Source organism: Arthrobacter sp. SO3 (assembly GCF_020532825.1).
GTDB lineage: Bacteria > Actinomycetota > Actinomycetes > Actinomycetales > Micrococcaceae > Arthrobacter.
Genome location: NZ_MQTS01000039.1, coordinates 1 through 21,446, shown reverse-complemented (window position 1 = coordinate 21,446; position 21,446 = coordinate 1). Strand labels below are relative to the sequence as shown.

At 66.9% G+C, this 21,446-nt stretch carries 21 protein-coding genes, 1 other RNA gene and 1 riboswitch; of the genes, 7 read left to right on the top strand and 15 right to left on the bottom strand.

Annotated features, from left to right (window positions below):
* Window positions 1-90 precede the first annotated feature (90 nt).
* From ftsE to ssrA, 5 genes are all read left to right on the top strand, one after another.
* A complete protein-coding gene (gene ftsE, locus BJQ90_RS04495; protein ID WP_226759109.1) occupies window positions 91-897 on the top strand; it encodes a cell division ATP-binding protein FtsE in 807 nt (268 codons plus the stop codon).
* Window positions 894-1,808 carry a permease-like cell division protein FtsX gene (ftsX, locus tag BJQ90_RS04490; protein WP_226759108.1) on the top strand — a complete coding sequence of 305 codons (915 nt, stop codon included), beginning with the start codon at window positions 894-896 and terminating at the stop codon, window positions 1,806-1,808. The genes ftsE and ftsX overlap by 4 nt, the downstream gene beginning before the upstream one ends.
* A 97-nt stretch (window positions 1,809-1,905) precedes the next feature.
* A complete protein-coding gene (locus BJQ90_RS04485; RefSeq protein WP_413463638.1) occupies window positions 1,906-3,237 on the top strand; it encodes a peptidoglycan DD-metalloendopeptidase family protein in 1,332 nt (443 codons plus the stop codon).
* Window positions 3,238-3,348: 111 nt separating this feature from the next.
* Complete coding sequence (gene smpB, locus BJQ90_RS04480) at window positions 3,349-3,819, top strand: SsrA-binding protein SmpB (protein WP_226759107.1); 471 nt, start codon at window positions 3,349-3,351, stop codon at window positions 3,817-3,819.
* Between the two features lie 140 nt (window positions 3,820-3,959).
* Window positions 3,960-4,328, top strand: a transfer-messenger RNA (tmRNA) gene (gene ssrA, locus BJQ90_RS04475).
* Between the two features lie 109 nt (window positions 4,329-4,437).
* On the opposite strand, the gene BJQ90_RS22420 is transcribed toward ssrA, so the two are convergent.
* From BJQ90_RS22420 to BJQ90_RS04430, 10 genes are all read right to left on the bottom strand, one after another.
* Window positions 4,438-4,572, bottom strand: coding sequence for a hypothetical protein (locus BJQ90_RS22420; protein ID WP_264196951.1), 135 nt, complete (start codon window positions 4,570-4,572; stop codon window positions 4,438-4,440).
* Window positions 4,573-4,622: 50 nt separating this feature from the next.
* Window positions 4,623-4,994 carry a hypothetical protein gene (locus BJQ90_RS04470; RefSeq protein WP_226759106.1) on the bottom strand — a complete coding sequence of 124 codons (372 nt, stop codon included), beginning with the start codon at window positions 4,992-4,994 and terminating at the stop codon, window positions 4,623-4,625.
* 46 nt (window positions 4,995-5,040) lie between these two features.
* On the bottom strand, window positions 5,041-5,754 hold the full coding sequence (locus BJQ90_RS04465; RefSeq protein ID WP_226759105.1) for a metal-dependent transcriptional regulator: 714 nt from the start codon (window positions 5,752-5,754) through the stop codon (window positions 5,041-5,043).
* 10 nt (window positions 5,755-5,764) lie between these two features.
* Window positions 5,765-6,982, bottom strand: a complete 1,218-nt coding sequence (locus tag BJQ90_RS04460) for an Nramp family divalent metal transporter (protein WP_413463637.1) — start codon at window positions 6,980-6,982, stop codon at window positions 5,765-5,767.
* A 305-nt stretch (window positions 6,983-7,287) separates the two neighbouring features.
* Complete coding sequence (locus tag BJQ90_RS04455) at window positions 7,288-8,082, bottom strand: class I SAM-dependent methyltransferase (protein ID WP_226759103.1); 795 nt, start codon at window positions 8,080-8,082, stop codon at window positions 7,288-7,290.
* Between the two features lie 94 nt (window positions 8,083-8,176).
* A complete protein-coding gene (locus BJQ90_RS04450) occupies window positions 8,177-9,643 on the bottom strand; it encodes an aminotransferase class V-fold PLP-dependent enzyme (RefSeq protein WP_226759102.1) in 1,467 nt (488 codons plus the stop codon).
* 34 nt (window positions 9,644-9,677) lie between these two features.
* Window positions 9,678-9,791, bottom strand: a riboswitch (SAM riboswitch).
* A gap of 108 nt (window positions 9,792-9,899) precedes the next feature.
* Window positions 9,900-10,712 carry a histidinol-phosphatase gene (hisN, locus tag BJQ90_RS04445; protein WP_160664754.1) on the bottom strand — a complete coding sequence of 271 codons (813 nt, stop codon included), beginning with the start codon at window positions 10,710-10,712 and terminating at the stop codon, window positions 9,900-9,902.
* Between the two features lie 116 nt (window positions 10,713-10,828).
* The gene (locus tag BJQ90_RS04440; RefSeq protein WP_226759101.1) at window positions 10,829-11,944 is read right to left on the bottom strand and encodes a ribosome small subunit-dependent GTPase A; all 1,116 of its coding nucleotides are present in this window, start codon (window positions 11,942-11,944) and stop codon (window positions 10,829-10,831) included.
* The gene (gene aroA, locus BJQ90_RS04435) at window positions 11,928-13,328 is read right to left on the bottom strand and encodes a 3-phosphoshikimate 1-carboxyvinyltransferase (RefSeq protein WP_226759100.1); all 1,401 of its coding nucleotides are present in this window, start codon (window positions 13,326-13,328) and stop codon (window positions 11,928-11,930) included. The genes BJQ90_RS04440 and aroA overlap by 17 nt, the downstream gene beginning before the upstream one ends.
* A gap of 7 nt (window positions 13,329-13,335) precedes the next feature.
* Window positions 13,336-13,884, bottom strand: a complete 549-nt coding sequence (locus tag BJQ90_RS04430; protein ID WP_226759099.1) for a DoxX family protein — start codon at window positions 13,882-13,884, stop codon at window positions 13,336-13,338.
* 306 nt (window positions 13,885-14,190) lie between these two features.
* Here BJQ90_RS04430 and BJQ90_RS04425 point away from each other — a divergent pair, with 306 nt between their 5' ends.
* Both BJQ90_RS04425 and rsrA read left to right on the top strand, forming a co-directional pair.
* Window positions 14,191-15,072 (top strand): sigma-70 family RNA polymerase sigma factor, encoded by an 882-nt coding sequence (locus BJQ90_RS04425; protein WP_413463636.1) that lies wholly within the window; start codon window positions 14,191-14,193, stop codon window positions 15,070-15,072.
* Entirely contained in the window at window positions 15,069-15,329 is a 261-nt protein-coding gene (rsrA, locus tag BJQ90_RS04420) for a mycothiol system anti-sigma-R factor (protein WP_226759097.1), read from the top strand. The genes BJQ90_RS04425 and rsrA overlap by 4 nt, the downstream gene beginning before the upstream one ends.
* 90 nt (window positions 15,330-15,419) lie before the next feature.
* Here rsrA and BJQ90_RS22840 read toward each other — a convergent pair whose 3' ends face one another.
* From BJQ90_RS22840 to BJQ90_RS04400, 5 genes are all read right to left on the bottom strand, one after another.
* Window positions 15,420-15,494, bottom strand: a complete 75-nt coding sequence (locus tag BJQ90_RS22840) for a 50S ribosomal protein bL37 (RefSeq protein ID WP_104061284.1) — start codon at window positions 15,492-15,494, stop codon at window positions 15,420-15,422.
* A gap of 161 nt (window positions 15,495-15,655) precedes the next feature.
* Window positions 15,656-16,276, bottom strand: coding sequence for a PadR family transcriptional regulator (locus BJQ90_RS04415; protein ID WP_226759096.1), 621 nt, complete (start codon window positions 16,274-16,276; stop codon window positions 15,656-15,658).
* The gene (locus tag BJQ90_RS04410; protein ID WP_226759095.1) at window positions 16,276-17,103 is read right to left on the bottom strand and encodes a DUF4097 family beta strand repeat-containing protein; all 828 of its coding nucleotides are present in this window, start codon (window positions 17,101-17,103) and stop codon (window positions 16,276-16,278) included. Before BJQ90_RS04410 ends, BJQ90_RS04415 begins: the two co-directional genes overlap by 1 nt.
* 131 nt (window positions 17,104-17,234) lie before the next feature.
* A complete protein-coding gene (locus BJQ90_RS04405) occupies window positions 17,235-17,834 on the bottom strand; it encodes a GDSL-type esterase/lipase family protein (protein WP_226759094.1) in 600 nt (199 codons plus the stop codon).
* 95 nt (window positions 17,835-17,929) lie between these two features.
* Window positions 17,930-21,446: multifunctional oxoglutarate decarboxylase/oxoglutarate dehydrogenase thiamine pyrophosphate-binding subunit/dihydrolipoyllysine-residue succinyltransferase subunit (locus tag BJQ90_RS04400; RefSeq protein WP_226759093.1), on the bottom strand; the 3,517-nt coding region annotated here is incomplete at its 5' end.

Sequence of the window (21,446 nt, the reverse complement as noted above, 5' to 3'; positions counted from 1 at the left end):
GCCGGAGCTCTACTTCCCCCACTAGAAAGCCCGCGCACCGGCGGCAGAACTGGGCCGTACCAGTCCACGTCCTGCAGGGTATTTAGGGCCATGATCCGTTTCGAAAATGTCACCAAGGTCTATGACCAGACGGCGCGACCCGCGCTGGATTCGATCAACCTTGAGATCGACCGGGGCGAATTCGCCTTCCTGGTCGGGGCCTCAGGCTCCGGCAAATCGACCTTCCTGCGCCTGGTCCTCAAAGAGGACCGGGCCTCCTCCGGTGCCGTCTATGTGGCCGGGCAGAACGTCGCGAACATCTCCAGCTGGCGTGTGCCGAGGCTCCGCCGCGGAATCGGCGTCGTGTTCCAGGACTTTCGCCTGCTGCCGCAGAAGACCGTGTTCGCCAACGTCGCCTTCGCCATGCAGGTTATCGGCAAGAGCCGCAGTGTCATCCGTGACACCGTCCCGGAGGTCCTGAAGACCGTCGGGCTCGAAGGCAAGGAAAACCGTCTTCCACACGAACTTTCCGGCGGTGAGCAGCAGCGCGTGGCGATTGCCCGCGCCGTCGTCAACCGCCCCGGCATCCTGCTGGCCGATGAGCCCACCGGCAACCTGGACCCCACCACCTCCATGGGCATCATGGGGGTGCTGGACAAGATCAACCAGAACGGCACCACCGTGGTCATGGCCACCCACGACGACGACATCGTCAACGAGATGCGCAAACGCGTCGTCGAACTCCGCAACGGAGTCATCATCCGGGACGAGGCCAAGGCCCTGTACACGTCCATGATTCCGGTTGTGGGACAGTCCCGCCGCCTTCGGGACGCCAGCGGGCGGGACGCCGAACCCGCCCCCGACCCGGGCGGAACCACCCGCACCGAAGTACGCGACGCAGGGGGGAACCAGCTGTGAGGCTCCAATTCGTCCTCGCCGAAATCGGCAGCGGACTTCGCCGCAACCTCTCCATGGTGGTCTCGGTCATCCTGGTGACGTTCGTGTCCCTGACCTTTGTCGGCGCCGCGGGCATGCTGCAACTGCAGATCAACCAGATGAAGGGCTACTGGTACGACAAAGTCCAGGTCGCCATCTTCCTCTGCAGTGACGGTTCGACGGCGACCGGCTGCGCCACCGGGCCCGCCACCCCGGAACAGCAGGACAACGTGGCCAAGCTCCTGGCGTCGCCCGCGGTGGCCCAGTACGTCAACGACTTCCAGTTCGAGTCCAAGGACGACGCGTACAAGCACTTCAAGGAGCAGTTCTCCAATTCCCCGATCGTGGACTCCGTGACGCCGGACCAGCTACCGGCCTCCTTCCGGATCAACATGAAGGACCCGGAGAAGTACCAGATCATCAGCGAGACTTTCTCCTCCCAGGCCGGTGTCGAAACCGTTATCGACCAGCGCCAGCTGCTGGAACGGCTGTTCTCCGTCATGAACGCCGCGTCCCTCGTGGCCGTGAGCGTCGCCGGGGTGATGATCGTCTGCGCCATCCTGCTGATCGCCACCACCATCCGGCTCTCGGCGTTCAGCAGGCGACGGGAAACCGGAATCATGCGCCTCGTCGGGGCGTCGAAGATCGTGATCCAGCTGCCGTTCATCCTCGAGGGCGTGATCGCCGCAGTGATTGGCGCGGTGCTGGCCTCGGGAACGCTGTGGGCTGTGGCGCACTTCTTCCTGGGCGGGTACCTGTCCAAGCAGTATCCGGACACCGCCTTCATCTCCGCAGGTCAGACGCTGGTCCTGGCGCCGGCACTGATTGGTCTCGGCGTTCTGCTGGCAGGCGTATCATCACTCCTGACCCTTCGTCGATACTTGAGGGTCTAGGGTGCACAACGAAAAGGGATGGCCCATGACACCGATGCATCGACTGGCCCCGCGTGCGGCTTCTACCGGGCTGCCCGGTGCCGGCCGCCGCAGCCGCATGGTCGGCGCCGCACTGGCGCTCGTCCTGGCGGGGAGCATGTGCGCCTCGGGCCCGGTTGCCTTCGCCGACACCCTCGAGGACCAGCAGGCCGCGCTCCGCGAGGAAGCGGCCCGGGTCCAGCATTCCCTTGAGTTCGTGGACTCCCGGATCGCGCAGGCCGCCTCGGACCTCGTCATTTACCAGGGCCAGCTCCCCGGTGCACAGCAGGCCCTGCTCGAAGCCCAGGGGCGCGTGGCCAGCGCCGTCAAGGAGTCCGAGGCTCTCGCCGCCCGGGTGGACCTGGCGCAGCAGAACAAGGCCAAAATTAGCCAGCAGCTCGAGACGGACAAGCAGAAAATTGCCGACACCAAGAAGCTGATCGGGCAGATCGCCACCCAGGCCTACAAATCCGGCGGGGTCCCCTCCAACCTTTCGCTGTTCTTCGGCTCGAACAACAGCGGCAGCCTGACGGACACCATCGATCTGGCCGACCAGGCGATGCGCAGCCAGAACTCCGCGATGGACAAGCTCAGCCAGCAGAACGCCACCAACGTCAACTCTCAGGCCCGGCTTGAGGCCGTGGAGGTTGAAATCAAGGACCTCAAGGCCAAGGCCGATGCCGCGCTGGCCCGCGAACAGGCCGCCCGGGACGAGGCCGAGGCCAAGAAGTCCGAGGTGGACAAGCTCATTGCCGACACCACCCGGCTCGACGCCGAACTCCAGGCCGCCAAACCCGGAATCCAGACCCAGCTCGCCCAGGTCAAGTCCCAGCAGGACGCCGTGGCGGCGGATATCGCCGAGCGCGACCGCAAGCTCCGCGAGGCTTGGGAAGCCGAACAGCGCCGGATCGCCGAGGCCGCCGCAGCGGCCGCCCGCGCCCAGGGCCAGGCCAAGCCGCCGTATGTCCCCGCCCCGGCCGGACCGCCGTCGGCCTTCGGACTGCGTCACCCCTTCAACGGTGTCCCGATCAGCTCGGGCTTCGGCTGGCGCTCGACGCCGCCGGGCACCATCGACTTCTACGGCCAGGGCGGCTACATGCACACCGGCATCGACTTTGCCGCAGCCTGCGGCACGCCGGTGTACGCCGCGGCGGCCGGCACCGTGTTCTCGGCCGGCTGGGCCAACGACGGCGGCGGCAACAACGTGAAGATTTCCCACGGCGTCGTCCAGGGGAACTCGCTGACCACCATCTACTACCACAACACCAGCGTGGTGGTCTCCCCGGGCCAGCAGGTCAGCCAGGGACAGCTCATCGCCTACTCGGGAACCACCGGCAACTCCACCGGCTGCCACTCGCACTTCGAGACCTGGCTCAACGGCCGGGCCGTGGACCCGATGACCCTGCTCTGATCCGCCTGGAGCGGAAGCCTCACGGCTGACCCGCGGCCCTGCCGTAAACTGGATAGGACGCCGCACCGCACAGGCTGCGGCCCCACCCATCGATCCAAGGAGAGTTCTACCGTGCCGAAAGAAAGTGGCCGTAAGGTAGTGGCCACCAACCGCAAGGCCCGGCACGACTACACCATCCTCGACACCTACGAGGCCGGGATCGCGCTGATGGGAACGGAAGTGAAGTCCCTCCGCGAGGGACACGCCTCCATGGTCGACGGCTTCTGCACCTTCTACAACGACGAGCTGTGGATGGAGGGCATCCACATCCCCGAGTACCACCAGGGGAGCTGGACCAACCACGCCGCACGCCGGCGCCGGAAACTGCTGCTGCACCGCGACGAGCTCACCAAGATCTCGCACAAGATCCGCGAATCGGGCTTCACCATCGTCCCCCTTCAGCTGTATTTCCTGGACGGCCGGGCCAAGGTCGAGATCGGAGTCGCGCGCGGCAAGAAAGAATACGACAAGCGCCAGACCCTGCGGGAGCAGCAGGACAAGCGCGAAGCCCTGCGCGTTATGCGCGAGCGGAACCGGCGCTAGGCAGCCGGGCCGCAACCCGCGGGAATGATTCTGCCGGGGCGTGCGTTATGCTAGATAGTCCGGGAAGGAACGGCGCGGAATCGGTTCAGCAACAACGAAGCGGTTCATCAACTTTCCTCACCGGTTTGATAAAAAAATACGGGGATGATCGGTTTCGACGATGTTAGTCGCGACAGGTGAAGCGGGCCGAGGATGCAGAATTATCTCGTAAACGCTGTCTGCAAACCAATAAGTGCCGAATCAAAACGCACTGACTTCGCTCTCGCTGCCTAAGCAGTAAGACAGTCCGTCAGCCCGAGGTTGCTATTGCCCCGGATCCTGGCGTCATTTAGATAGCCACTGCTGTTTACCCCCGTCATCGGGGTGAATGGGACTCTTAGATGACTGGGCCCGGATCAGCCAGCTGTTTGTAGCGTGGCTGGGGCCGAGAAAATCCAACGCAAACTGCGCCCGGAGAAGCCCTGACAACACGACATCGGACGGGGGTTCAATTCCCCCCATCTCCACCATCGGAGCCCCGGCAACGGTGCTCCACCCCGTAAAGATCCAGACAAAAGGCCGGAAGCCTCAGCTTCCGGCCTTTTGCTTTGCTTGGGCGGCTGGGCAGGCGAGCAGTGCTCAGCGTTTCTTGATGTGGGCAACCGGGTCGGTATGCGTTTCCGCGACGTTCTTGGTCTTCTTCTCGGCCCGTTTTTCCTTGATGGTTTTCACCGGCTTCTTGGCCATGCTCCGGTGCGGGGTCTTGTCAGGCATGTGGGCGCTCCCTAACGGCAGGGGGCCGGGATGGCCCCCGTGCTATTAAGTTACGCCTCCGGCACCGCGACGTCCACGATGCCGACAAAACGGCTGCCCACGCCCTCATACTCGCTGCGGACCAGCCCGGTGCCGAGGCTGGGAATCTCATACGGAGCGTGGTGTGCACAGCACACATAGGTGAACTCCGGCCACCACTTCTTCGGCCGGGCTGCCTCGGAAAATCCGCAGACCGCGCACGTCAGCTGGACCCAGATGGGGCGTTTGCCGGTCCGGTTGGCTTTGGACTGGACAAGCCAGGCCGGCGGGTTGTCCAGGAGTTCGCTGAGCTCGGCGTCGCTCAGCCGGGGCGGGATGTTGTGGCGGTGGGCCATCTCCAGCGGAATGTCGAGAATCTGGGCTGCAACACGACGGGTAACCATCCTTTAACGATACGTGATCGGAGGGTCCCCGATTCGCCCTCCGCAGTCAGGGCGGCGTGAGTCTGCAGCCGGGATGGACGCTCTCGCTGTGGACCCAGAGGGCCGACGCGACTTCCTCGGCGAGGTCGACTTCCTGCCGGGTCCCGCCGGAGCCGATGCGCACCACCAGGGCGCCGCCGAAAGGCTTCCGGCCCAGAACCTCAACGTCCGCGTCCAGCCCGATCTCCTCTGCGGAAAGGTAGCGCAGCAGCTCGGGATTTTCGTCGCTGATCCGGGTGATCCGGCCGGTGTGCCCGTCGTCGAGCTCGCTCATCCGACGGGCGGCGGGCACCAGCACGGAGCCGTCGGCGGAGGGGATCGGATCGCCGTGCGGGTCCCGCACCGGGTTCCCGAGCTTGGCGGCCATCCGTTCGATAAACGTGTCAGAGACGGCGTGTTCCAGGAGCTCGGCTTCGTCGTGGACCTCGTCCCAGCGGTAGCCCAGCTCCCGGACGAGGAAAGTTTCAATGAGCCGGTGCCGCCGGACCATGGACAAGGCCAGCCGGACGCCGTCGGCCGTGAGGGTGATGGCGCTGTAGGGCTGGTGGTCCACGAGGCCCTGGTCCTTGAGCTTGCGGACCATTTCGGAGACCGAGGAGTTGGCCACGCCGAGGCGCTGGGCCAGCTGGGTGGAGGTGATGGGCTTGTCCTGCCACTCCGTAAAGGAGTAGATGACCTTGACGTAGTCCTCGATCGAGGAGGAGGGCAGGCTGGTCTTCACAGCCTCCAGCCTACCGTCCGGCGGCGCCGGAGAACGTCAGCCACAGCAGGACCAGATTGAGCGACACGACCAGGATCACGCTGATGACGGCGGCAATACGGAGTGCCATCCCGTCCGCGAAGCGGCCCATGAGGGCCTTGTTGCTGGTCAGCACAACCAGCGGGACCAGGACGAAGGGGATACCGAAGCTCAGGACGACCTGGCTGAGGATAAGGCCCCAGGTCGGGTCGAAGCCGACGCTCAACAGCACAACGGCAGGGATCAGGGTGACGACGCGGCGCGTCATCAGCGGGATCCGGATCTTGAGCAGCCCCTGCATGATGGATCCGCCGGCGTAGCAGCCCACGGATGTCGAGGCCAGGCCGGAAGCAAGCAGTCCCACGGCGAAGATGACGCCGACCACCGGGCCGAGATTGCTCGTGATCGCGGCGTGGGCGCCCTCGATGGTATCCGTCCCCTCCTCGCCGCCCAGGGTCGAGGCGGCCAGCAGCAGCATGCCGATATTCACGATTCCGGCGATGGCGAGGGCCGCTACGACGTCCCATCGGGTCGCCCTGACGAGGCGGGCCATGGCCGGCGCGGCAACGTGCAGGTGCGGGTTCGGGCGGTGCCGGTCCCTTGACAGGGCCGAATGGACGTAGATGGCGTGCGGCATGACCGTGGCGCCCAGCATGCTGGCGGCCAGCAGTACAGTGTCCGGGCCCTGGAACCCGGGTATCAGTCCGGCCGCGACGCCGGCAGGATCGGGCGGGCTGATGAACAGGCCCGCCAGGAATCCGATGGTGATGATGGCCAGCAGGAACATGATGATGAACTCGAAGGGCCGCTGGCGGTTCCTGGCCTGCACAGCCAGCAGGAGCATGGAGACGCCGCCGACGATCAGTGCGCCGAGAGGGAGGGGCAGCCCGAAGAGAAGGTAGAGTGCGATCGCGCCGCCGACCACCTCGGCCAGGTCGGTGGCGGCGGCCACGATCTCGGCTTGGATCCAGAACGCCCGGCGCCAGAACGGCTTGAGCCGTTCGCCGAGGATCTCCGGCAGGCTTTTCCCGGTGACGATCCCTAGCTTCGCGGACTGGTACTGGACCAGCACGGCCATGATGTTGGCGGCCACCAGCACCCAGACCAGGAGGTAGCCATACTGCGCGCCGGCCGTGAGGTTTGCCGCGACGTTGCCGGGGTCCACGTAGGCGATCGCGGCGACGAACGCCGGACCCAGCAGACCGATCATGGCCCGGCGGCCACCGGGTGTCCGCCGGACGGCCGCGTCCGGCGTCGACGGTTCGTGGCCTGTTACGTCCAGCACGGTGGGCTCCCCTGGGGTTGTCGCGTCGACGGCGACGCTGCCGGTGGGGGCTGGTTCACGCCGGCACCGGAGTTTTCTATAGCCTACAAATAATTATTAGGCATACCGAAACCATAAGCCACCCTGCCGTTCCGGGCAACGTCGGCGGTCATGAAGGGCGGACCTGCCGGTGTCAGGCCCGGACGGCCCGCCAGCTCTGCGTCATGCCCGGACGGCCCGCCAGCTCTGCGTCAGGCCCGGACGGCCCGCCAGCTCTGCGTCAGGTAGGGGAGCGGGAGGATGTCGTCGGGGCTGTGTCCCAGATGCTGGTGCAGGTACCAGTCGAGGTTGCCCAGCACCTTGGCGCGGGTCGCCTCGCCGGCCGCCAGGTAATAGCTGCGGGACTTGGTCAGCTCCATGATGTCCCCGGTGCGCACCGGGTCTTCCCAGCGGGTGAGATGGCTCTCCAGCCCCGTGAATTCCGGACCCACCGGCGGTTTGAAGTGCGGCTTGTGCACATCGCCGGCATGCATGATGCGCGAGAGCCGGTGCACCCAGGGGACGGACGTGTCCAGCTGGTTCCAGACCAGCCCCAGGACGCCGTGGGGGCGCAGGATCCTGGCGATCTCCGTGCTGGCCGGGAGGGGATCGCACCAATGCCAGGCCTGCGCGACGGTGGCGAGGTCGAACGCTGCGGCGGGCAGCCCGGTGTGCTCGGCGGTGCCCTCGACGGCAGTGACGCCCGGCAGCGTCCTGCGCAGCTGGTCCAGCATGTCGGCGGAAGGGTCCACCGCCACTGTGTGCAGGCCGCGGGCGACCAGCAGCGCCGTGAACTTCCCGGTTCCGGCGCCGATATCCGCGGCGTCCCTGGCTCCGGCGGGAATCAGCCAGTCGGCCGAATCCCCGGGGTAGCCCGGGCGGACGCGCTCGTAGTGTTCCCCGCCGTCGCGGTAGCTTTGCCCCAGCTCCTGGCGCCGCTCGTGCTGCAGTTTGGGGCCGCTGTGCAGTTTAGGGCCACTGTGCAGTTTTGGTCCGCCGCGAGCCACGTGCGATCTCCTTCGGCAGGTCCGGGTGGGTACCTTTCGAATTTACCGCACGCGGGACGCGGCGTCCCTGCCCGGCGGGTCCTCGGCCGCAGTGCTAGTCCAGCGTGCAGGGGGCCGCTCCGGCGGTGCCCGGTGTGTTGGGAGCCCAGTGCGGGTAGCTGCGGGTGTCGTTGGACGGCACCCAGCGTCCGGCGTCCACCACGTAGTCCCAGCCGAGGCCGGACCGGAGCAGTTCCTGGATGCCGGCGAGCAGCCGTTCGGCGTCCTCCAGCCGGGAACCCAGGCCGAAGCTGGCCCGCAGTGATCCGGAGGGCAGCCCGAGCCGCCGGAGCAGGGGGTGTGCGCAGAAACGGCCGTCGCGCAGCCCGATGCCGTGTTCGGCGGACAGGTAGGCCGCCACCAGGCCCGCGTCGTAGCCTTCCAGCGAGAAGTTCACGACGCCGATGGTCCCGGTGCCCGGCCCCGTGTCCGGTCCGGCTTCTGCGGGCGCATCGAATGAGGCGCTGTCCGAGAAGATCTGGTGGACGGTGACGCCGTCGATGCGGGCGAGTCCCTCGACGAGGAAGGACCGGATGGCGTTTTCGTGCGCGTGCCACTCTTCCACGTCCAGCCCGGCGATCACCTGCGTGGCACGGGCCAGGGTGGCGGCGCCCAGGACATTCGGGGAACCGCCCTCGTGCCGGGCCGGGCCGGTGGTCCAGCTGACCGCATCGATCCGGGCATCCTGTACCGCTCCGCCGCCGGCCAGGTGCGGTGTGCCGGCGTCGAGCCAGTCGGAACGGCCGATCAGCACGCCGGCGCCGAACGGGGCATAGAGCTTGTGCCCGGAAAAGGCGAGATAGTCGACGTCGTCCGCGGCAATGTCGATCCGCCGGTGCGGGGCCAGCTGTGCGGCGTCGACGACGATCCGGGCGCCGTATTCGTGGGCGAGGGCGGCCAGCGCCCGGATTGGCAGGATCTCCCCGGTGACGTTGGAGGCGCCGGTGACTGCGAGCAGGCTAATGCCGCCGTAAGCGAGTTCCCCGCGGAGCAGTTCCAGCGTGGCCGCGAGGGTGGGGGCGGCGATGACGCTGCGGTGCGGCACGCCCTGCCACGGCAGGAGGTTGGCGTGGTGTTCGATGTCGAGATAGAGCACCTCGCCGGTGTGCGCGCCGTCGACGACGGGCAGGCAGCCGGCGAGCAGGTTCAGCGAATCGGTGGTGTTCCGGGTGAAGATCACCGAATCGTCCGCCCGGCCGCCCACGAAACTGCGGACAATGCTGCGGGCGTTCTCGTAGACCGAGGTGCTGATCTGGGAGGCGTAACCGGCGCCGCGGTGGACACTGGCGTAGAACGGCAGGATCTCGTTGAGGTAGGCCGAGACCACGGACAGGGCAGGGGCGGAGGCGCCGTAATCCAGGTTGGCGTAGCGGACGCTGCCGCCCTGGATCAGCGGTGCCTGGATCTCGGCGCCGGACACGGCGGCCAGGGGCCGGCGGGCGGCGGCGAACCTCGCCTCGGGAAGGGCGCGGCTGGCGCCGGACTGGAATTCGGAAGTGGCAGGAAAAGTGGCAGTCGTCATGGGACCTCGCTCGAAAAGGACCCCACGCACCGGGGATCCGCGCTTGCCGGGTCCGTTCCGGACCGGCCAGGTCGTCACCCGGGGCACCCCACCGCGAATGGAGGGTTGCCGGCCAGCAAACCGGGGTTTAGCGCTGGCACTCGTGACCTGCTTCGAGCCTAGGACATCTGCGCGGGGGCGGAAAAGGGGAGGACCTTTTATGAAGCGCTTTGTTACGGGACGCGCCGCGGGGTGCGACCGAGGCCGCCGGAAATGCCTACAGCAGGTCGTCCAGCCCCGGGTTGAGTCGCTTCAGGACCTCCGAGTGCAGGATGGAGTTGGTGGCAAGGGCGTTGCCGCCGAAGGGTCCGTCTTCGCCTTCGAGGGAGGTGAAGCGTCCGCCGGCCTCGGTGACGATCGGCACCAGCGCGGCCATGTCGTAGAGGTTCAGCTCCGGCTCGCAGGCGATGTCGACGGCGCCTTCGGCCACGAGGCAGTAGGACCAGAAGTCGCCGTAGGCGCGGGTGCGCCAGACTTCCTCGGTGAGGCCCAGGAATTCGTCGAGGTTGCCGCGCTGCTTCCACCCGCCCAGGCTGGAGTAGGAGAGCGAGGCGTCCGAGAGCTTGGAAACGTTGGAGACCTTCAGCCGGGTGGCGGCCGCCAGCGACCGGCCCATATAGGCCCCGGCGCCCTTGGCGGCCCACCAGCGCTTGCCGAGTGCCGGGGCGCTCACGACGCCGACGACCGGCTCGCCCTCGTCGACGAGGGCGATCAGGGTGGCCCAGACGGGGACGCCGCGGACGAAGTTCTTGGTCCCGTCGATCGGGTCGATGATCCAGCGGCGGGAGCCGTGGCCGGAACTGCCAAACTCCTCGCCGAGTACGGCGTCGCGCGGACGGGAGCGGGAGAGCTGGCCGCGAATGGCTTCCTCGGCCGACTTGTCCGCGTCCGTCACCGGCGTCAGGTCCGGCTTCGTCTCGATCCGAAGATCGAGCGCCTTGAAGCGGCTCATGGTCTGGGAATCTACGGAATCTGCCAGTACATGGGCAAGGCGCAGGTCGTCGTTGTAGCTCGAAGCTGGTTGACTCATGGTTCCAAACTACCGCCAAAGCGGGCGGCGGGGCGGGAGGCCGCATTGCTGCGCCGCCGGGGGCCGCCCGAAGCAAGGCAATCGCCGGTCCGGACGGCAGGGTTAGGGCGGCAGGGTCAGGAGACGGTGCCCAGTTCCTTGACGTCCTGCGCTTCCATCCGCGGGTCCGTCCCCAGCAGGCGGCGGAGGGAGCCGAGCCGGGCCGGGCCGGATTCCCCCGCATGGCCGGCGGCCACCCAGGCGTCCACGCCGCAGTTGACGGCGCTGGAATCGTGCTTGCAGCCCCGTTCGCAGTCGTCGGTCCCGGGCTCGAGGTCCGGGAAGGAGCGCAGGATCCGGTCCGGGTCCACATGGGCCAGTCCGAAGGAGCGGATGCCGGGGGTGTCGATGATCCAGCTGCCCGGCGGCGCATCGTTGACCTTCAGGGCCAGCGCGGAGGAGGAGGTGTGGCGGCCGCGCCCGGTCACCGCGTTGACTCCACCGGTGGCGCGCTCGGCGCCGGTGAGCGCGTTGACCATGGTGGATTTGCCGACGCCGGAGTGGCCCAGCATGACGGTGACCTTCCCGTCGAGGTGGGCTCGCAGCTGGGAGACGGCGTCCTTGTCCAGCCGGGCCGACAGCCCGTCGTCCGAGCGGGCATCGATGCCCGAGGCGGCCGAATCCGCTGTTTTGGAGATGATCACCGGGAAGTCAAGGTGCTGGTAGTTGGACAACAGCTCCGCAGGGTCCTTGACGTCTGCCTTGGTGACAAGCAGCAGCGGCTCGATTCCGGCGTCGTACGCGGCCACGAGGGCGCGGTCGATGAACCCGGTCCGGGGCTCCGGATTGGCGGCTGCCACCACGATCACCAGCGTGTCGGCATTGGCGACGACGGCGCGCTCGATCGGGTCCGTGTCATCGGCGCTGCGCCGCAGCAGGGTCCTGCGGTCCTGGATCTTGACCAGCCGGGCCAGGGTGTCCGGTTCGCCGCTGACGTCCCCGACGAGGGAGACGAAGTCGCCGGCCACGACAGGGTTCCGGCGAAGTTCCCGGGCCCGGGCGGCGATGATTTTGCGTTCCTCGGGCGTGCCTTCGGCGACGACGGCGGTGTAGCGTCCGCGGTCAACGGTGATGATCCGCCCGGTGACGGCGTCGTCGTACGCCGGCCGGTCCTTGGTGCGGGGACGGGTGCCCTTTTTGTTGGGGCGGATCCGGACGTCGGATTCGTCCCAGGAGTCAGTGCTGCGTGCCACCGGAGGCGTCCTTGTCTGCGCGGGCTGCACTTCCGGCGGTGCCCTGCGCGAGCATGGCCTCCCAGAGTTGCGGGAAGTCCGGCATGGTCTTGGCCGTGGTCTCAATGTCCTCGACCTCGATGCCAGGCACGGCCAGGCCCAGGATGGCCCCTGCCGTGGCCATCCGGTGGTCGGCGTAGCTGTGGACGACTCCGCCGTGCAGCGGCACGGGACGGATGATGAGACCGTCGGGCGTCTCCTCCGCATCACCGCCCAGGCGGTTGATTTCGGCGACGAGGGCGGCAAGCCGGTCCGTTTCGTGCCCGCGGAGGTGGGCGATGCCGCCCAGCCGCGACGGGCCGGTGGCAAGGGCGCAGAGTGCGGCGACGGTGGGGGCGAGTTCACTGGTCCCGTCGAAGTCCGCGCCGTTGATCTCCGGGCCGCCGGTCACGGTCAAGGTGCCGTCCGCGAGCGTAACGGTCGCCCCCATGGTGGTGAGGATGCTGCGCCACAGATCACCCACCTGGGTGGTCGGGGCCGGCCAGTTGGGGATGCGGACCGTGCCGCGGGTGGCGAGGGCCGCCGCGAGAAAGGGGCCGGCGTTGGAGAGGTCCTGTTCGATCCTGAGGTCGAAGGCGCGGATGGCTCCGGGGGAAACGATCCAGTGGTTCGGGCGGGAATCGTCCACGGCCACACCGGCTCCGCGGAGCACGGCGACCGTCATGTTGATGTGGTCCAGGCTGGGGACGGGCTGCCCGACGTGCTCCAGATGGAGACCCTCGGTGAAGCGTGCTCCGGCCAGGAGCAGTGCCGACACAAACTGGGAGGAAGCGCTGGCGTCGATGACGAGGTGGCCGCCCCGCACTTCGCCCGTGCCTTCGACGGCGAACGGCAGCGAGGACACCAGGCCGCCGTCGGGTGCGCTGACGGCGACGCCCAGCCCGGTCAGCGCCTCGATGATGGGGCCCATCGGGCGCTTGCGCGCATGCGGGTCGCCGTCGAAGAGCGTCACTCCGCGGCGCAGCGCCGCGACGGGGGGGACGAACCGCATGACCGTCCCGGCCAGCCCGCAATCGACTGCGGACCGCGCCTCGGCGGCGTCCGGGTTGATGGGCGTGACCGCCAGGTCGGGACCAAAGGCGCCGTCGCCCGGGACTTCCGTGATGGTGGCCCCGAGCTGCCGCAGTGCCTCGATCATCAGGGCCGAATCCCGGGAATGCAGCGGAGCCCGCAGCAGGGAAGGCCCGTCGGCGAGGGCGGCGAGCACGAGGTACCGGTTGGTCAGGGACTTCGACCCCGGAACGGTGACCGTGGCGTCGACGGGCCGTCCGGCGAACGGCGCCCGCCAGGGCTGAGCGCTGCGGGCCGGGACGGTGGGGGCTGCTGCGGGGGTGGTGCCTGTCATTGCTGCCTTAGGCTCCGGCAGTGTGGTCTACGGCTTTGCGTACGGCCTTGTCGGCCTTCTTTAGCTGCTTGCCGGTGGTCTTCCTGACGTCGGCAGCGAGGTGGCCCGCGTTCTTCTTGGCGTCCGCGGCGAGGTGCTCGGCGCGCCAGGCCAGGCTGGGCCGGCCGTTGGTGTCGACCGAGGCCAGCAGGACTCCGCCGGTCAGGGAAACGTTCTTCAACAGCTGCTTCCGCCGGGCGTCGCGGCCCGCCTTGGACGTGATGTCCGCGCTGCGCCATTCCACGTAGCCGTTAAGGGCCGAGATGACGGCGAGCACAGTGGCTGCCAGTCGCGAGGACTTGCCCAGCGCGAGGCACACGCCGGCGCCGACCTGGGTGCCGCCGATGACGCGGGCCAGCACCTTCTCGTTGGTCTGGAACGGCAGGGATTCGGCCGCGCGCCGCAACAGGGGTGACAGCTGCGTTGCAGTGTCATCCGCGTTCTTGAGCTTGTCCATGCCTGCAAGGACGAAACTGGAGGCGAGCATGGGCCGGGCGAGAAAGCGGACAAACGACATGAATTTCCTCCTGGATGGACGAACCGCGCAATCAGAGCGGGAGAACCGGTTCTAGTCTTGCACTTTTGCGGAATATTTGCCTGCCGGGCCGGGTTGTGAATGACAGGTCCCGGCCGTTTATTTGCGGCCGGATTTTGGCGCAGATCAGCCCGGACGGTGGGCTGGAACACAGCGGCACGGCGGGACTAATCCGGCGTGGCGCAGGAAGGCGGAGATTTGATTCTGGTGAAGGACATTCCCGTAACGGACATTCACTTGTTGGACACGGGGCAACTCCCGGCATGGACCGCGGCCCTGCAGGATGGAATGGTACCGGCAATGACGGACGCCCGCCGGAAGGTGACAGTAGACTTGAAGGCAATGAGCACCATGGACCCGGCCGTTGCGGCCATGCACGAGGCAACCGGAAACGGCGCCACGCCCGCCAAGTCATCTGCTGCCGGCCCCGCTGGCGCACTTTCAGAGCCTGCCCTGGCTCCTGGTGCGGTCCGGGCGGCCGACGCCGGCACGGACGCGGCGCAGGATGCCGCCGCCCGGGAGACGATCGTGGACGGCCAGGCGCTGGACGTTGCGACCGAAACCACGGAGGAACGCCGGGTACGGTTCGAACGCGATGCCATGCAGTACGTGGACCAGTTGTACTCCGCAGCTATGCGGATGGCCCGGAATCCCGCTGATGCAGAGGATCTGGTCCAGGAGGCCTACACGAAGGCGTTCTCCGCCTTCCACCAGTACAAGCCAGGCACCAACCTGAAAGCCTGGCTGTACCGCATCCTGACCAACACTTACATCAACCTCTACCGCAAGCGGCAACGCGAGCCGCTGCAGTCGAACTCGGACACCATCGAGGACTGGCAGCTCGCCCGGGCGGAGTCGCACACCTCGTCCGGACTTCGTTCGGCGGAGGCCGAGGCGCTGGACCACCTGCCGGATTCGGACGTGAAGCGGGCCCTGCAGGCCATTCCGGAGGAATTCCGGTTGGCGGTGTACTTCGCCGACGTCGAGGGATTCGCGTACAAGGAAATATCAGACATCATGAACACCCCGATCGGGACCGTTATGTCCCGCCTGCACCGGGGCCGGAAGATGCTGCGTGACATGCTCGCCGACTATGCCGCCGAGCGCGGATTCAAGGCCGCAGACGCCACCACAGCGGCCGGAAGCAACAAACAGGAGAACAGGAAATGAGCGACTGCCAGGGACTGGGCGACTGCGACGACGCCCGGATGCAACGGATCTACGAGTATCTCGATGGTGCCCTTACCCACGATGACATCGCCGAGATCAAGGACCACCTGGACGGGTGCCCGGAATGCTTTGAGCAGTACGACCTCGAATGTGTCATCCGCGTCATGGTGAAGCGTTCCTGCACCGAGGCCGCCCCGGCGAACCTCAAGAATGCGATCCTGGACCGGATCCACTCCAGCAACCCGGTCGAGGCCTGACGCGCCTGCGGGCGGCCAGCTACAAGGTCCAAAACGAATGACCCCGGAAACCGTGAGGTTTCCGGGGTCATTCGTCATTCCAAGCTTAGCTTAGGCGTTGGGGCGCTTGCCGTGGTTCGCGCCGCCACGCTTACGGTCACGACGTTTACGTGCACGCTTGCTCATAGCTGGCCTCCTTAATTTTTGGTACTCAAAAGAGCTGCCCTCAAGTCTCCCACATCAGGGCACCCGCCGCGAACCGGCGCGGGCGGGACCCCCCCAGAGGGACAACCAGAGACAACCAGGGACAACCAGGGACAATCTCAGCGGACAAACACGGCGGGCGGTCACTCCAGGGAATTCCGGATGGAGATCCGGGCCTGGTCTAGAACCGTTTTGACTGTTTCCAGTGTCACCGGGGTGATCGGATGCCGGCCGCCGTGGCGGCGCAGTTCCACGCGGATGTCGTCGCGGAAGGCCTGCACGAGCATCTCTGCCTCCCGGAGTCGGCTATCGCTCTCCTGCGAGTACCGCTGGCCTGCCAGCGAGGCGACCGTCGAGCCGGCAGCCCGGGCCGAGGACCGGGCGGCCTCGGCCGTTGCGGCGAGGTCGGCCCGCAGTCCGCGCATGTTGACTTTGATGTCCTGCCGCAGGTTGTCAGCGAGCCGCCGCACTGACGCGGAGATGTCGTTCTCCACGCCGGCAAGTTCGTCCCGCCGGCTGTTCAGCTCCACGAGTCCCGCCGGGGTGATGCTGTAGTAGGTCCGCCGGCCTTCGGTATGGGTGGCGACGAGCCCTTCCTCCTCAAGCTTGCCGAGCCGCGGATAGATGGTTCCGGCGCTGGGGGAGTACGTGCCGCCGAAGCGTTCGCTGAGTGCCTTGATGAGTTCGTAGCCGTGCTTCGGACCCGTCTCCAGCAGCGCGAGCAGATAGAGCCGGAGCGCCCCGTGGGCAAAGACCGGAGGCATCAGAGCTCCTGGTTGGGGTCCGCGCCCGGCCGGCCGTGGAAGATCGAGGTCTTCCCCGAGACGGAGTTGGTCCGGACCAGCATGAGCTGGGCGTCGGGTCCGGCAATCGTCTGCACGGTGCCGCCGGGCTGGTTGTACCTCTGGTCGTCAATGACGACGGCGCCGCTGGCGGACTTGGCGATGATGTCCACGCCGACGTCATGGGGGAGGCGGATGGTGACATCACCCGAGACGGAATTGGCGCCAAAGTCCTGGGTGAAGCTGTGCAGGTCGAAGCTGAGGTCTCCGCTGACGGTGTTGGCGCGGATGTTGCTGAAGTCGCCGGAGGCGGTGATCTCGCCCGAGACGCTCTTGGCCGTCAGCACGCCGTGGTGGTTGCGGGCGATCACTTCGCCGCTGACGGTGTTGACGGACAAGTTCCCGGACGTGCCGTCGGCCAGCACGGAGCCGGAGACCGTGTTCAGCCGGGTCTGCCCGCTGATCCCGGAGACCATGCCGTCGCCGCTGACGGTGCCGGCCTCGATCTCGACGCCGGCCGGCAGGGCGATGCTGATGACAACGGAATTGCTGCTGCTGTTATTGACGGTGCCCATGAGGTTCTTGAACCAGCCCTGCGGGCCGTGCAGCTGGTGGCGGACCTCCAGGCGCCCGTTGACCAGACTGATCGCGAGCGGGTCCCCGTGGACCTCGGAGACTTCGATCCGCGCCACAGCATCATCATGCGCGACGATATCGAAGCGCCCCCGGACGATGCCGAGCTTAAGCGAGGTGACGCCGTCGACGTCGATGGTCTGCGGACCGGTGACGGTCCAGTTGTTCTCTGTCATGGTTCCTCCGGGAAGGCGGTGCTTCATGCGAACGGTTACGATATATCGCGACCAATGAAGTCACGATATATCGCCAGTTTGGCACAGTCAAGATATATCGCGAATCGCCCGGGGGAGCCTGCCTGGCGGTTCTACTCGGGGGCGTCGATCCTCAGCCACTGGAACCAGCCGCGGTGCAGGACGAGCCACGCCATCAGTCCGTAGCCCGCCTGGCCGGGGGTGCCCCCGTTGGCCGCAAGGTCCTGGCGCCACTGCTCATGGTTCAGCAGCGGCGAGAACGTGTCGACGTAGAGGTGCTTGCGCCGGGTGGTGACGTCGGCGAAGGCCGTGTTGAGCTCACCGATCCTGCGGTTCTGGGCCGGATCCAGGGTGGGCGGCGGCCCCACGACGAAGACCTCAATCCTGTTCTGCGAGGCCGAGTCGAGGATATTGGCGAGGTTGAGCCGGCTGCGGGCCGTGGAGAGCCCAAACTCGACATCGCGGCTGGAGAGCCCGATTACCAGCCGGTTCTCGTGTTGGTTGTTGAAGCGGCGGCCGGCTTCCTCAAGCCAGCGGGCAGCGAGGCCTTCCGTGCCCTCCTGCGGGCAGGGAAGGGGATAGCATTCCAGGGACAGTCCGTCCTGCGGCGTGCGCGCCAGCACCCGCCCCAGCCAGCCCAGCGCGCGCGGATCACCCAGGCCGGCCAGCAGTTCATCGCCAACGGCTGCGATCCGCAGCTTTCGATCTTCCACGACTACCTCTTCAATCCAGAGCGTCCAACAAACGGTTAAATAAAGCTGCCCGGCCGGAGTTGCGGGTTTCAATCTCCGGCCGGGCAGCGCTGACCTTACTTACGTGCGAATGCCTGCTTGAGCAGCGCGTCCTGCTCTGCCGAGTGGCGCTTCATCGATCCTGCCGCGGTGGAAGCCGAGGCGGGGCGGGAAACGAGGCGGACCCGGCGGTCCAGAGCGTCCGGAAGGTTCAGGCCGATAAACGGCCACGGACCCTGGTTGGCGGGCTCGTCCTGTGCCCAGACAACGTCGGCGTTCGGGTACTTGGCAAGCTCAGCGGCAATCTCGGCAGCGGGCAGCGGGTAAAGCTGCTCGACCCGGACGATCGCCGTGGTCTTGTCACCGGTCTTCTGCCGGGTTGACAGCAGGTCGTAGTACAAGCGGCCGGAGACCAGCAGGACACGCTCGACGGCGTCGCCCTGCAGCTGCTCGTGTTCGGGGATGACGGTCAGGAAGGTCCCGGTCGTGAAGTCCTCCACGGAAGACGCTGCGGCCTTGAGGCGGAGCAGCTGCTTCGGCGTAAAGACGATGAGCGGCTTACGCGGCCGGCTGTAGGCCTGGCGGCGCAGCAGGTGGAAGTGCGACGCCGAGGTCGTGGGGTTTGCCACGATCATGTTTTCTTCGGCGCACATCTGCAGGAAGCGCTCGATGCGGGCGGAGGAGTGGTCCGGTCCCTGGCCTTCGTAGCCGTGCGGCAGCATCAGCACCAGCGAGGAGCGCTGGCCCCACTTCTGCTCGGCCGAGGAGATGAACTCGTCGATGATGGTCTGCGCCCCGTTGACGAAGTCACCGAACTGCGCCTCCCAGAGCACCAGGGCATCCGGGCGTTCCACCGAGTAGCCGTACTCGAAGCCCATGGCGGCATATTCCGACAGCAGGGAGTCGTAGATCCACAGCTTGGCCTGGTCATCGGAGAGGTGTGCCAGCGGCAGCCACTCGTCGCCGTTGGCGCGGTCGTGGAAGACGGCGTGGCGCTGCACGAAGGTGCCGCGGCGCGAATCCTGGCCGGCGAGCCGGACGGGTACGCCTTCCATGATGAGCGAACCGAACGCGGCGAGCTCGCCGAAGCCCCAGTCGATGCCGCCTTCACGGGACATCAGTTCACGCTTCTCCAGCAGCTGCTTGAGCTTGGCGTGGACCGTGAAGCCCTCGGGAATGTCGATGTGGGCCTTGCCGATGCGCGCCAGCATTGCGGCCGAGATCGCCGTCGACGCCGGAGCGCTGACGCCGGAGTCGGTCTGCTGGGCTTTCGGACGCTCCAGATCCGACACCGCGGCGAGGTCCGCCGTGATGATCGGAATCGGGGAGGTCTGCGCGGCATGGGTTTCGGCGAAGACCCGCTCCAGACGTTCCTGGTAATCGCGGAGCAGCTGCTCGGCCTCTTCCTCGGTGATGTCACCGCGGCCGATCAGGGATTCGGTGTACAGCTTACGGACCGAACGCTTCGCTTCGATCAGGTTGTACATCAGCGGCTGCGTCATCGAGGGGTCGTCGCCCTCGTTGTGCCCGCGGCGGCGGTAGCAGACCATGTCGATGACAACGTCCTTGTGGAACCGCTGGCGGAACTCATAGGCCAGCTGCCCGATGCGGACCACGGCTTCCGGGTCGTCGCCGTTCACGTGGAACACCGGCGCCTGGATCATCTTGGCGACGTCCGTGGAGTAGGTGGAGGAACGTGACGAGGACGGGGCGGTGGTGAAGCCGACCTGGTTGTTGACCACGATGTGGATGGTGCCGCCGGTGCGGTAGCCCCGCAACTGGGAAAGGTTGAGCGTTTCCGCTACCACACCCTGGCCCGCGAAGGCGGCGTCGCCGTGCACCATGATCGGCAGCACGGGGAAGGCCTCGCCCTGGTCCAGGCGGTCCTGCTTGGCGCGGACGATGCCTTCGAGGACGGAGTCCACGGCCTCCAGGTGGGACGGGTTGGCGGCGAGGTAGACCTTGGTCTCCTTGCCGTTGTCCGACGTGAAGGTTCCCTCAGTGCCGAGGTGGTACTTCACGTCGCCTGAGCCCTGCACGGAGCGCGGGTCCTGGGTGCCTTCGAATTCACGGAAGACCTGGGCGTAGGTTTTACCGGCGATGTTCGTGAGCACGTTCAGCCGGCCGCGGTGGGCCATGCCGATCGCCACTTCGTCGAGTTCGTCGTCGGCCGCATCGGAGATGATGGCATCCAGCAGCGGAATCAAGGACTCGCCGCCCTCAAGCGAGAAGCGCTTCTGGCCGACGAACTTCGTCTGCAGGAAGGTCTCGAAGGCCTCGGCCGCGTTGAGCTTGGAAACGATGCGCAGCTGCTCGTCCCGGCTCGGCTTGGAGTACGGGTGCTCGATCTGGTCCTGGAACCACTTACGCTCTGCCGGGTCCTGGATGTGCATGTATTCGATGCCCGTGGTGCGGCAGTAGGCGTCGCGGAGCACGCCGAGGATGTCGCGGAATGCGAGCATCGGCTTGCCGCCGAAACCGCCGGTGGGCCATTCGCGGTCCAGGTCCCACAGCGTGAGGCCGTAGGTCAGGACGTCGAGGTCGGGGTGCTTGCGCTGGACGTATTCCAGCGGGTCGGTATCCGCCATGAGGTGGCCGCGGACGCGGTAGGCATGGATGAGCTGCTGGATCCGGGCGACCTTGTTGATTTCGTCTGCCGGGTCCACCTGAAGGTCAGGGCTCCAGCGCACGGGCTCGTACGGGATGCGCAGGGACTCGAAGATCTCGTCGTAGAAGTTCTGCGCGCCGAGCAGAAGCTGGTGCACGAGCTTCAGGAACTCGCCGCTGCCGGCACCCTGGATGACACGGTGGTCATAGGTGGAGGTCAGCGTGAGGACCTTACTGATGGCGTTCTTCGCGATGATCTTCGCGCTGGCACCCTGGAATTCCGCGGGGTAGTCGAGAGCGCCGACGCCGATGATGGCGGCCTGGCCCTTGGACAGGCGCGGCACGGAGTGCACGGTCCCGATGCCGCCGGGGTTGGTCAACGACACCGTGGTGCCGGAGTGGTCATCAGCGGTCAGTTTGCCGGCGCGGGCACGCTTGATCAGGTCCTCGTAGGTGTGCCAGAACTCGGAGAAGTTGAGGGTCTCCGCCTTCTTGATGTTGGGCACCATCAGCAGGCGGCTGCCGTCGGGCTTCGGCATGTCGATGGCGATGCCGAAGTTCACGTGCGCCGGCTGGACAGCGACGGGCTTGCCGTCGATGACGTCGTAGTAGACGTTCATCGAGGGGAACTGGGCCAGGGCGCGGATGACGGCGTAGCCGATCAGGTGCGTGAAGGAAACCTTGCCGCCCCGGGCGCGGGCCAGGTTGGAGTTGATGACCACACGGTTGTCGATCAGCAGCTTGGCGGGGATCGCCCGGACGCTCGTGGCGGTCGGGACCTCCAGGCTGGTGATCATGTTCGTGGCGATGGCCTTGGCCGGGCCGCGGAGGACGGAGACGACGTCTTCCTCGGGGGCCGTGGGGGCCTTGATGTTCTTGGGCAGCTGGGCCGGGATCGGCGCGGTGCCGGGGCCGGCTTCCGAGGTTTTGGAGCCGTCGCGGGCGACGGTGGCGGGGGCCTTCTTCGCTGCGGCAGGCGCGGCAGGG